At 50.9% G+C, this 11,972-nt stretch carries 12 protein-coding genes; all 12 read left to right on the top strand.

Annotated features, from left to right (window positions below; genetic code table 11):
* On the top strand, positions 1 to 539 hold a 539-nt coding region (locus ENN66_05645), incomplete at its 5' end, for an acyl-CoA dehydrogenase (GenBank protein ID HDS16082.1).
* A 48-nt stretch (positions 540 to 587) separates the two neighbouring features.
* Positions 588 to 3,005 carry a 3-hydroxyacyl-CoA dehydrogenase/enoyl-CoA hydratase family protein gene (locus ENN66_05640; protein ID HDS16081.1) on the top strand — a complete coding sequence of 806 codons (2,418 nt, stop codon included), beginning with the start codon at positions 588 to 590 and terminating at the stop codon, positions 3,003 to 3,005.
* 177 nt (positions 3,006 to 3,182) lie between these two features.
* Positions 3,183 to 4,370 carry a thiolase family protein gene (locus tag ENN66_05635; protein HDS16080.1) on the top strand — a complete coding sequence of 396 codons (1,188 nt, stop codon included), beginning with the start codon at positions 3,183 to 3,185 and terminating at the stop codon, positions 4,368 to 4,370.
* Entirely contained in the window at positions 4,370 to 5,014 is a 645-nt protein-coding gene (locus tag ENN66_05630; protein ID HDS16079.1) for a hemolysin III family protein, read from the top strand. The genes ENN66_05635 and ENN66_05630 overlap by 1 nt, the downstream gene beginning before the upstream one ends.
* Before the next feature lie 21 nt (positions 5,015 to 5,035).
* A complete protein-coding gene (locus tag ENN66_05625; GenBank protein ID HDS16078.1) occupies positions 5,036 to 6,811 on the top strand; it encodes an acyl-CoA dehydrogenase in 1,776 nt (591 codons plus the stop codon).
* Between the two features lie 286 nt (positions 6,812 to 7,097).
* Positions 7,098 to 7,481, top strand: a complete 384-nt coding sequence (locus ENN66_05620; GenBank protein ID HDS16077.1) for a desulfoferrodoxin — start codon at positions 7,098 to 7,100, stop codon at positions 7,479 to 7,481.
* A 255-nt stretch (positions 7,482 to 7,736) separates the two neighbouring features.
* A complete protein-coding gene (locus ENN66_05615; GenBank protein HDS16076.1) occupies positions 7,737 to 9,035 on the top strand; it encodes a hypothetical protein in 1,299 nt (432 codons plus the stop codon).
* Positions 9,036 to 9,163: 128 nt separating this feature from the next.
* The gene (locus tag ENN66_05610; GenBank protein HDS16075.1) at positions 9,164 to 9,400 is read left to right on the top strand and encodes a thioredoxin family protein; all 237 of its coding nucleotides are present in this window, start codon (positions 9,164 to 9,166) and stop codon (positions 9,398 to 9,400) included.
* Positions 9,401 to 9,568: 168 nt separating this feature from the next.
* Entirely contained in the window at positions 9,569 to 10,024 is a 456-nt protein-coding gene (locus tag ENN66_05605; protein HDS16074.1) for a hypothetical protein, read from the top strand.
* A gap of 2 nt (positions 10,025 to 10,026) precedes the next feature.
* Positions 10,027 to 10,719: a sulfite exporter TauE/SafE family protein gene (locus ENN66_05600; GenBank protein ID HDS16073.1), complete on the top strand. Its 693-nt coding sequence runs from the start codon at positions 10,027 to 10,029 to the stop codon at positions 10,717 to 10,719.
* A 199-nt stretch (positions 10,720 to 10,918) separates the two neighbouring features.
* A complete protein-coding gene (locus tag ENN66_05595) occupies positions 10,919 to 11,254 on the top strand; it encodes a transcriptional regulator (protein ID HDS16072.1) in 336 nt (111 codons plus the stop codon).
* Position 11,255: 1 nt separating this feature from the next.
* Entirely contained in the window at positions 11,256 to 11,906 is a 651-nt protein-coding gene (locus ENN66_05590; GenBank protein ID HDS16071.1) for a pyrimidine 5'-nucleotidase, read from the top strand.
* Positions 11,907 to 11,972 lie beyond the last annotated feature (66 nt).

The raw sequence follows: 11,972 nt of genomic DNA, 5'->3' as shown, positions 1-11,972 counted from the left end.
TCTATGAAGGCACCAACGCCATTCAGGCCCTTGACCTGGTTGGCCGCAAACTTACCCGGGATCGGGGGCAGGCTTTGAAAAATCTGTTCGCCGAAATCGGGAGTACGGCCGCCCGGGCGGCCGCCGATTCAGCCCTGATGCCGCTGGGCGCGGCTCTGGGTAAGGCCTTGGAGGCTGTGGGGGGAGTTACTTTACGATTTAAGGACTGGAGTGAGGGAGCCGGCCTGGCTCTGCCCATTCTTAATGCTCGTCCTTTTCTGGAGTTGCTCGGGGATTTGATTGTCGGCTGGCAGCTGCTTGAGGGGGCCATGATTGCCGGAGTCGCCTTGCAGAAAATTTATGCCGCCGCCGGCGCCGTGACCTCGGCTCAGCGCCGGGCCTGGGCCCGGGAGCATGCCGAAGCCGCTTTTTATGAAGGCAAAATCGCCAGCGCCGGCTATTTTGCCTCGACCATTTTACCGACCATTAAAGGGCGGGCCCTGGGAATTATGGCGGGTGACCGCACTCCAATTGAGATGCTGGATGTCTCGTTGGGTTGATATCGGCTAAGAATTATTATTTTGTGCAAATTAAGGAGAAGATTAAATATGACTTACCAGATCAAAAAAGCGGCGGTGCTTGGCGCCGGAGTCATGGGGGCGACGATTGCCGCTCACTTGGCCAATGCCGGAATTGAAACCTTATTACTGGATATTATTCCTTTTGAGCTGAAACCCGAGGATGAGGCCAAAGGCCTGACCCGGGAAAGCCCGGCCTGGCGCAATCGTTTCGCGGAAAGCGGGTTTAAGGGCGCGCTCAAGGCCAAACCGGCGGCTTTTTACGCTCCGCGTCTGGCGGAGCTGGTCAAGATCGGCAATTTTGAGGATGATCTTGGTAAACTGGCCGGGGTTGACTGGGTGGTCGAGGTGGTCGTCGAGAATCTGAAAATCAAGCGGGATCTGCTCGCCCGGGTCGAAAAGATCATCGGTCCTGACTGTATTTTATCGAGTAACACCTCCGGCTTACCGATCAATGAGGTCGGCGCCCAGTTGACGTCCGCAGTCAAACAGAGATTTTTGGGAACCCATTTCTTTAATCCGCCGCGCTATATGAAATTACTGGAGATTATTCCAGGCCCTGAAACCAGGGCTGAGGTTGTCTCCTACATGAGCTCTTTTGTGGAAAATGTTCTGGGCAAGGGAGTGGTTGTCTGTAAGGACGTACCTAATTTTATTGCCAACCGCATCGGGGTCTTTGATATCGCAAATGCCATCAATATTATGCAGGATCATGATCTGAGCATTCCCGAACTGGATGCGATTGTCGGGAAAGCCCTGGGGCGGCCAGGTTCGGCGATCTGCGGAACCATGGATCTGGTTGGGCTCGATACCGGTATTCATGTCATGAAAAATCTCTATGACGCGGTTGTTGACGATGAAATGCGGGAGATTTTCCAGGCCCCTGAATTCATGCTTAAAATGGTGGAAAAAGGGGCGTTGGGCAATAAGAGCAAGCAGGGTTTTTATAAAAAAACCAAGGACGCGAAAGGAAAACGGCTTAAACTGGCGCTCGATTATAAAACCGGTGAATATGTCGCTTATGAAAAACCGCGTTTCCCCGAGCTGAAAGAAGCGGAAAAAACCCCGGGTGGCTTTGCCGCTCGCCTGAAATATCTGTTTAACAGTCCTGGGTCGGTCGGCGCGGTGGTGCGCGCCTATCTCTGTCGTAATTTTCTTTACGCTCTTAATCGTATCCCTGAAATCAGTGACAACCTGTACGCGATTGATAATGCCATGAAGTGGGGTTATAACCATCGGATGGGTCCCTTTGAACTTTGGGATACGGTTGGACTTGAGGCCTCTCTGGCGGTCTTCAAGGAACTGAAACTGAAAACCCCCAAAGTCCTTACGGCTATGTTGAAGGCCGGCATTCAGAGTTTTTATCAGAAACGTCAGGACGGCCTTTATGCCTATGACTTCGCGAACCAGGAGTACCAATTAATCAAGGTCAATCCGAAGATTATTCTCCTGCCTGCCCTGAAGGCTTCCGGGGGAGTGGTGCTTTCCAATCCCGGTGCGACCCTGCTTGATCTGGGTGATGGCATAGCCTGTGTTGAGTTTCATACCAAAATGAACTCTATCGATGCCGATATCGTCGGCATGCTCAACCAGGCTTGCGATGTGGTGGAAAAGGATTTTGCCGGGCTGGTAATCGCCAATCACGGCGCCAATTTTTCAGTCGGCGCCAATCTTTTCGAAGTTTTCGTCACTATTCAGAAGGGAGACTGGGATATTCTGGAAGCCATGGTCAAAGGTTTTCAGGATTGCAATATGCGCCTCAAATATCTGAGCAAACCGGTGGTCACGGCTCCGGCCGGCATGGCCTTGGGGGGCGGCTGCGAAATTTCCATGCATGGCGACTATTGTCTGGCGGCTGGCGAAACCTACATGGGGCTGGTCGAGGTCGGGGTCGGGGTGATTCCGGCCGGCGGCGGCACCAAGGAACTGATGATCCGGGCGACCGAGGGGATTCCTGAAGGCACGATAGCCAACGGTCTTAATCTCCAGACCTACTATCAGAAAATTTTTGAGACTATTGGTATGGCCAAGGTCGCGACCAGTGCCGTGGAGGCTAAGGACTTCGGTTTCATTCGCAAAAGCGACGCCTTCTGCATTAATCGCGATCACCAGATTCACGAGGCCAAGCAGGTGGCTCTGGGACTGTCTTGTTTTTACCGTAAGCCGGAAGTTCCACTGATTCCGGTAATGGGCGATAATTTCAAGGGCATGATTGACGCAGTGCTTTTTAACATGCGCTCCGGCAATTATATTTCCGAATACGATCTGCATGTTGCCCGTAAACTCGCTGGTATTCTGGCCGGTGGTGATTGCGCGGAGGGCACCTTGGTCAGTGAACAGCTGCTCCTTGATCTTGAGCGGGAAGCATTTCTCAGTCTTTGCGGTGAACAGAAAACGCAGGATCGGATTATCTATATGCTGAAAAACGGCAAGCCTTTAAGGAATTAATAAACTGATACCGAAGCGAGTCCAAAAACCCCAAGCGGTTTTTGCGGACCGCACTTAAAGGGTACTTCCGTTGGTCGGAAATAAGTATTCCCATCCGATCATTTCCCGGTTATTTCAAACCGAGAATGATCTTTGCAGTACTAAAAAAGTTTAATTGACTTTCAAGGAGATAAAATTATGACTCAAGCAGTTATCGTGGCCTCGGTTCGCAGCGCCGGTGGACGTTATAAAAAGGGAGGACTGGCCCATACCCGGGCTGATGAAATTGGAATTCAGGTGCTTAAGGGGCTGCTCGCCCGGGTGCCGCAACTCAACCCGGAAGATATTGACGATCTGGTCTGCGGTTGTGCTTTTCCCGAGGCCGAACAAGGTATGAACCTGGGTCGGGTGGTCGCTCTCGGAGCCGGTCTGCCGGTCAGCGTCAACGGTATGGTGGTAAACCGTTTCTGTTCTTCGGGTTTGCAGGCCATTGCCGACGCGACCGCCAAGATTGAGGCCGGCTGGGCTGAAGTCGTGGTTGCCGGCGGGGTCGAGGCCATGAGTCATATTCCGATTGGGGGCTGTATTTTCCGACCTCTGCCGGAATGGGGAAACCTGCCTAACACTTATGTCTCGATGGGAATTACAGCGGAAAATGTGGCGGAAGAATTTCAGGTCTCGCGTGAGGATCAGGATAAATTTGCGTTGGAAAGCAACCGCCGGGCCCATAACGCCAATACCTCCGGAATCTTTAAAAATGAGATTATTCCGGTAGAAGCGTGGCGTTACAGCACCGATGGGCTGGGTCGCAAGGTCAAGACCAGGAAAACTTTTGCCGTTGATGACGGAGTGCGCTGGCCGACGACCATGGAAGATCTGGCTAAACTGAAATCGCCATTTAAGGCCGATGGGGTGGTGACCGCCGGAAATTCTTCACAGATGACCGATGGCGCCGCTTTCAGTCTCGTGATGAGCGCTGAAAAAGCCAAGGCTCTAGGGCTTAAGCCGATTGCCAGATTGACAAATTTCGCGGTTGCCGGAGTGCGACCGGAGGTAATGGGAATCGGGCCCGCCGTGGCCATTCCCAAGGTTTTACAACAGGCCGGGCTGAAAACTTCGGATATTGATCTTTTTGAAATCAATGAAGCCTTCGCCTCACAGTGTCTATATTCCTTGCGTGTGGCCCAGCTTGAACAGCGTTACTGGGATGGGGATATCAACCCCAATGGCGGGGCGATTGCTCTGGGGCATCCCCTGGGTTGCACCGGGGCTAAACTGACGGCCCAGCTGCTTCACGAAATGCAGCGGCGCAAAGCCAAACGCGGTATCGTGTCAATGTGCATCGGTGGGGGCATGGGAGCGGCCGGAATCTATGAAATGATATGATGACCGCCCGCTATACTCTGCGCGAAGAAATAGCCAGTAGTCTCATTCATGGAGCGGGAACCTTGCTGGCGCTCACGGCCCTGGTGATAATGGTGGCTTACGCGGTTCGTTCCGGTACGATCGTGCATGTTACCGGGGCCGCAGTTTACGGTGGAGGCCTGATTTTCGCTTACCTGTCATCCACGCTGTACCATAGTGTTCAGCGGGTTCGGGCTAAGGCGATTTTCAGGATGTTTGACCATATTTCGATCTACATTCTGATCGCCGCTACCTATACGCCCTTGACCCTGATCAATTTGCGTGGTCCCTGGGGCTGGAGTTTGTTTGGTGTGGTCTGGGGGCTGGCGCTGCTTGGGGTGATTGTCGAATGCAGCTCTCTGCGCCGTTTTCGTTTGGCTTCGATATTGCTCTATCTGGGGATGGGCTGGGCGGTGATCGCAGCTATCAGACCGTTACTTGTCCTGCTTCATAAGGAAGGTTTTATTCTGTTTCTTGGCGGTGGACTGTTTTATACCGTGGGCTGTCTGTTTTATGCTTGGCGGCAGCTGCCCTATAATCACGCAATCTGGCACTTGTTTGTCATCGCCGGCAGCGCCTGCCATTTCTTCGCTGTGATTTATTATGTTCTGCCGGTTAAATTGTAGTCTTTTCGAGGTGGTTGATACATGTCTGGAAAAAATAATATACAAGGCGGAGCTTTTCTTCTTGGCCCGGGTAATGCGATTTTCACCCCTGAAGATTTTACTTCAGAACAACGTATGATCGCAAAAACTACGGAGGATTTTGTTCGTCACGAGATTTGGCCCAAGTCCGAGCCCATCGAACGACAGGAGGAAGGCGTCAGCGTAGGATTAATGGAAAAGGCGGCCGCCCTCGGCTTATTGATGGCCGATATTCCATCGGCATATGGCGGCATGGGCCTGGATAAGGTGAGTTCCGCTTTGATCACGGAAAAGATGGGCATGGCCGGCTCCTTTTCGGTCACTCATGCCGCCCATACCGGAATCGCCACCCTGCCGATCGTTTTTTATGGTACTCCGGCGCAAAAGGAAAAATATCTGCCGGGGCTGGCCAATGGAGAGATCGGAGCCTACTGCCTGACCGAGCCGGGTTCGGGATCCGATGCTCTGGCGGCGAAAACCACTGCGGTTCTGAGTGCGGACGGACGGTATTATCTACTGAATGGTACCAAACAGTTCATAACTAACGCCAAGTGGGCCCGGACTTTCATTGTTTTTGCTAAGGTTGATGGTAAACAGTTTAGCGCTTTTATTGTGGAGCGGGAGATGCCCGGGGTCTCGATCGGGGCTGAAGAGCTTAAATTGGGTATCAAGGGTTCCTCAACCGCCTCCTTGATTTTAGAAGACGCCCGGGTGCCGGTGGAAAACCTGTTGGGTGAGATCGGCAAGGGGCATCTGATCGCCTTTAACATTCTCAATATCGGTCGCTATAAACTCGGCGCCGGGGTTCTCGGAGCGGCCAAATTAGCCCTGGAATATGCAGTCAAATATGCCGAGGAACGGCAACAGTTTAAAAAAAGGCTTTCCGAGTTAGGGATGATTCGCAATAAGATCGCGGAAATGGCCGGTCGGATTTTTGTCGCGGAAAGCCTGGTCTACCGGACGGTCGGTCTGATTGATGAAATTCTGTCTACGGAACCGGGGGAGGTTTCCGCAAGCTCGGTTGAAATTCTTAAAGGCATTGAAGAATACGCGATTGAATGTTCGATGTCTAAAGTTTATGCCAGTGAGATGCTTGATTTTGTTGTTGATGAAGGTCTGCAGATTTTTGGCGGCTATGGCTTCTGTCAGGAATATCCGGTGGAACGTCTTTATCGGGATGCCAGAATCAATCGGATTTTCGAGGGCACCAGCGAGATTAACCGTCTGCTGATTCCGGGTATGCTCCTGCGTCGATCATTACAGGGTCAACTGCCGCTGATGCGGGTACTGGAAAGATTAAGAAATGAGCTTGACGAAAAAGCGGGCGACAACCTCGGTGGGTTGAAAGTTGAGCTCTCCCCGCTCTTGCAGCTGGGAGAGAAACTTGAGGCTCAGCGGAAAGCGGTGCTCATGGTAACCGGACTGGCCGTGGAAAAACATTTTCAGGACATTGGTGAACAACAGGAACTGCTGGCTCTGATAGCTGATATGGTGATTGAATATTTTGCTCTAGAAAGCGCATTCTTAAGACTGCAAAAAAACTCTTTGCCGTCTGACGACTGGCGGGCTCTGGCTCTGTCTAACTATCTTTTCGGGGCTTTGGAGCGTTTGCGGGGTTGGGGGCGGGAGTTGCTCGGCAACGTGGTTGATTCGGCCCAACTGCCGGACAAGGTCGCGGTTTTTGACAAATTGTGTGCATTTACGCCTTTTGATACAATCAAGATCCGTGACCTTTTGGCGGAAAAAATTATCAGTGAAGGCGGCTATCCCCGGATTTAAGCGTTCGTTTGCCGCCGGATTTCAATTTTAAGAAAATACACTGATCAGGTCTGGGCCCCACATTAATCTGTAAAGTGGTAACTGGCTCAGTTTTATTGCATAGAGGGGTTCATGAGAGGCACGGGCTGATGTACGCGACTTCTACCAGTTATAAATGATCTTGCTCGAATAAAAAATGTCTTGGTTTATATCTTGACAAAGAAGATTTTGTTTGTTATGTTTATTGCCATATCGGATGTTTATAGCATCTTGTATGTAACGTCTATTAAAATTCGAGGAGGCAGAGATGGTTACTGGACAGAATCTGATTTATAAATGCGAGCTTTGCGGGGCGGTAGTTGAGGTTCTTGATCTGGGGGCGGATGATCTTACCTGTTGCAATGAGCCCATGGTGAGGCTTGAGCCCGGTACGGTTGACGCTTCCCGGGAAAAACATGTTCCGGTAATTGAGAAGGTTGACGGTGGGGTTAAGGTCAAAGTCGGTAGTGTCGCCCATCCGATGGAGGAGAAACATTTTATCGAGTTCATAGAAATTATTGCGGATGGTAAAATCTGTCGTAAGTTTCTGGCTCCGGGGGAAGCGCCGGAAGCCTTTTTTGCGACCTCTGTAAACTCAATCGTAGCTCGTGAATATTGTAATATCCATGGTCTTTGGCAGGCTGAAATCTGATGTGCATGAGGAAAATAAAAAAGCCGGGCTCATTAAGGCCCGGCTTTTTTATTTTATGGGACTTTGCCGGAAATACCACCGACTCTTAATCTGCCATGAAATCCCGGCAACGATAGGGATTGACTACGGATTTGATAGTTTACCAAGGCGATTAATATATTAGCGGTCTCTATAGATCATTAGCCTTGACAGTGTTTTTATATTTGGTTATATTACCAAATATAAAAACACTTGAGTTTGCCAAGGTGATTGATCATGGATCTGAAAAAAGAGTGGCGTATTTTAGGGTTGCTGGTTCTAAGTTTCATGATTTGTTATTTTCTGCCGGTCGGTTGGCTCAGATTTGACCATGCCGTGCTTGAAGCCCTGCACTTGCTTAAATGGTATGCCAGGGAGCATGTTATTCTCTGCCTGGTGCCGGCATTTTTTATTGCCGGGGCCATCTCTGTTTTCGTCAGTCAGGCCTCGGTCATGAAATATCTTGGAGCCGGAGCCAATAAAATTCTGGCTTATGGAGTGGCGTCGGTTTCCGGTTCGATTCTGGCGGTTTGTTCCTGTACCGTGCTTCCGCTTTTTTCCGGCATTTACCGCATGGGCGCCGGTCTTGGGCCGGCAACGGCTTTTCTTTATTCCGGACCGGCGATCAATATTCTGTCAATTGTTCTGACGGCCCGGGTTCTGGGTCCTGAATTAGGTTTAGCTCGAGCTTTGGGGGCGGTGCTGTTCAGTGTGGTCATAGGCACGGCGATGCATTTTTGCTTTTATCGTGAAGAACAGGCAAAAAAACTTGCCGCAGCCGCCATGCCGGAGGTTTTGCCAAGCCGCCCGCTCTGGCAGAACGCGCTGTATTTTGCGGCTCTGGTCGCGATCCTGGTTTTTGCCAACTGGGCCCCTCCGCAGCAGGATGGCGGAATCTGGGCGTTGCTTTATCATTTTAAATGGTATCTGGCCTCTGTTTTCTCCCTGTTTCTGGGGCTGATACTAATCCTCTGGTTTAAGGTTTTCTGGTGGCAGATCGGGCTTGCGATTCTGCCGGTCGCCGGTCTGGCGTGGGCTTTCCCACAAAATCCGATTCCCGCTTTTACCGTCGGAACCCTGGGGCTGTCGGTAATCTGTGCGACCAGTTCTGAAGAAAATGCCGCCTGGTTGAGTTCGACCTGGGGCTTCAGTAAACAGATTTTCCCTTTGCTTTTAATTGGAGTTCTGGCGGCAGGACTCCTTCTCGGCCGAGTCGGCCATGAAGGTCTGATTCCTTCAACCTGGGTTTCCGAAGCGGTAGGGGGCAATTCCCTGCGGGCGAATTTTCTGGCTTCTTTTGCCGGAGCCTTCATGTATTTCGCCACTCTGACCGAAGTGCCGATTCTCCAGGGGCTGATCGGCAGCGGCATGGGCAAAGGACCGGCATTGGCCCTGCTGCTCGCCGGTCCGGCTCTGAGTCTGCCCAATATGTTGGTTATTCGTGGAGTTCTTGGAACCCCCAAAACCCTGGTTTTCGTGTCGTTGGTTATTTGCATGGCCACGACCAGCGGCATGTTATTTGGTTTTTTCTTCTGAACCAAGTGGTAATTTTGATTGGTTTGTAAATTCCCTAGCCAGTTTTTTCAGCTCTCGGTGGTAATTGATTTTTAAACCCAGGGGCGACCCACGCCCCGCGAGCGATTTTTCATAAGAGGAGGAAGCTAATGAAAATTCAGGTAATTGGAACCGGTTGTCAAAAATGTACGAAATTAGCGGAAAGCGTCTGCGCGGTCGCGGAGGAGCTGGGGCTTGATTTCGAACTTGAAAAGGTTTCCGATATCAACCAGATCATGGCTCTTGGGGTCATGCTGACTCCGGCCCTGGCCGTGAATGGAGAGGTCAAGGTGGTTGGTCGTGTACCTTCCGCGGCTGAAATCACCCAACTGTTGATGACTTCGTAATTCCGCCGGCTTCGTTCCCCTTAAAGTTCGTCCGGCCCAGGCCGGACGAACGTCCTTGCGGCGTACTCCTATGAACACCGCAAGGACTCAGGTTGCGGGCGTCTCGCATTCAGGGCGGTGACAGTGCCAGCTCGTGTTTTGCGCTTTTCAAGCGTTACGAGTTTATCAATGGGTACAAAAGGAGAAAAAATAAGAGGTTTATTCTGGGGGCTGAGTGCTTTTTGGTTGCTGTCGCTGTTTCTTCTTTGTCGTCCGGCGGCTTCGCCGGCAGCGACCAGTTCAAGCCCTTTCATGGTTTATTATTTTCATGGTAATATGCGTTGTCAGACCTGTAATAAAATTGAAAAATACACTGTCGAAGCCGTGCAGGCCGGTTTTGCCGAGGCTTTGGCCTCGGGGGCTCTGGAGATTCAGGTCATCAATACCGATCAGTCTGAGCATGAACACTTTATCAAGGATTTCAAGCTGACCAATCGTTCTGTGATTTTGAGTAAAAAAGGGACTGCCGACAGCCCGCAAAGATGGAAAAACCTTGATCGCATCTGGCTGTTGGTGCGCAAGCAGAAAACTTTTCAAGACTATATTGTTGCCGAACTACAAGCCTTCATGGCGGCGGAACAATAATGATGACGGAATACTATGCGGCTTTGCTGACAGCGTTCTGGCTGGGAATCATGACTTCAATCAGTCCCTGTCCGCTGGCGACCAATATCGCGGCCATTTCCTTTATCAGCAAGGAGCTCGGCACTCCGCGCCGGACCTTTCAGGCGGGCCTGTTCTATACCTGCGGCCGGGCCTTAGCTTATCTTCTGGTTGGTTTGCTTCTGGTCAACAGTCTGCTTTCGGCGCCGCTGCTTTCGCATCTGTTGCAGAAATACATGAATAAACTACTGGGACCGCTGTTGTTTGTCACGGGCCTGTTACTGCTTGAGATCTTTCGTTTGAATTTCAGTTTTGGCCGTTTCGGCGAGAGACTGCATTCCAGGGTCCGGCGTCTGGGGCTCTGGGGCGGAGCCTTACTGGGTTTTGTTTTCGCGCTGTCCTTTTGTCCAACTTCGGCCGCGCTCTTTTTCGGGGCTTTGCTGCCGCTGGCTCTGCAGCAGAACTCGGCCGCGTTATTACCGGTGGTTTACGGCGTGGCCACCGCCTTGCCGGTGATGTTCTTTGCGCTGCTCTTTGCCTTCGGGGCGCATCGCATCGGCGCGGCTTTCAGTCGAATCACCCAGTTTGAAAAATGGGCTCGGCGAATTACCGGAATAATTTTCCTTCTGGTTGGAATTTACTATACTTTGGTTAATATTTTTGCCATTAATATCTAATGCGGGAGCGAGTCCCGCAACCGGACAGCGCCTGACAGCACTTCGGTTGGTCGCAAATAAATACTCTCATAGTCCCTTTTCCTGTTTTTCAAATCGAAAGTAAACTATGAGATACTAATGTGGATTTGCGGCCCCGCAGTGCCAAAACCACATGATATCGATTTGAATGATAATTTTTCGGGGGCGGTAATTCCTGCTTATGCAAGCTGAAGAAAGAAAACTCTACGAGGCCAGGGCTAAGATTTTTAAAGCCCTGGGACATCCCACCCGGCTTTGGATAACCGACCATCTCGGTCGTTTTGGGGAGAGCTGTGTCTGTGACCTGGTGGAACCTCTGGGGGCCGATTTTTCAACGGTTTCTAAGCATTTGTCGGTGCTTAAGGAGGCCGGAATCGTGGCGGATGAAAAACGGGGAAAAAAAGTCTACTACCGGCTCAAGGTGCCTTGTTTATTGAACTTCATGAGTTGTGTCGAAGACGTGATTGAAAACGGCGTCAGAGAGCAGGTGGCCTTGCTTGGGGGGCGGTCTTTTTAAAATGTCCGAACCTGATTTTATTCTCTTCGATCTTGATAACACGCTCTATCCTCGGGACTGTGGTCTTTTTGATCGGGTCGATTTTCTAATCAACCGCTACCTGGCCGAGATCGTTAACATTCCCACCGTTGAGGTCGACCGCTTGCGCCGATCTTATCTTGAAAACTACGGAACCACTCTTAACGGCCTGATCGTTCATCACCAAGTCGATCCTCACCATTATCTAGAGTATGTTCATGATGTACGTCTGGCTGATTACCTGGTGCCGAATCCGGACTTGGCCATTCTTCTCAGTGAACTACCGGGGAAGAAATATATTTTTTCCAATGCCTCCCGGCAACATTGTCTGCGGGTGCTTGACTATCTCGGTCTGAATGAAAGCTTTGTCGCGGTTTTTGATATCAATTATTTCAATTTTCGTCCCAAACCGGCAGCGGCAATCTATCGGGAATTAATAACGGACATTAAGGTTCGGCCCGAAAATGGAGTCATGATTGATGATATGCTGGTCAATCTCGAACCGGCCGCCGCGCTGGGGATGGCTACCTTTCATTATAATCCGAGCGCAACATTACTCGTTCCTCTGTCGGGGGATACCCGTCAGCTTAATTCCATGTGGCAATTACCCCAGCTGCTTGCCGACCTCCCTTAAAACCTGGCGAAAACGTTTGCCGGTCTGCTGAAAAAAATTATTTGTAACTATTCGGCGTCGTTGTTT

It is taken from the genome of Pseudomonadota bacterium (assembly GCA_011049115.1).
Classification (GTDB): domain Bacteria; phylum Desulfobacterota; class Anaeroferrophillalia; order Anaeroferrophillales; family Tharpellaceae; genus DSCM01.
Note: the sequence above shows the minus strand (reverse complement) of the source record. Positions and strands in the feature narration are given on the sequence as shown.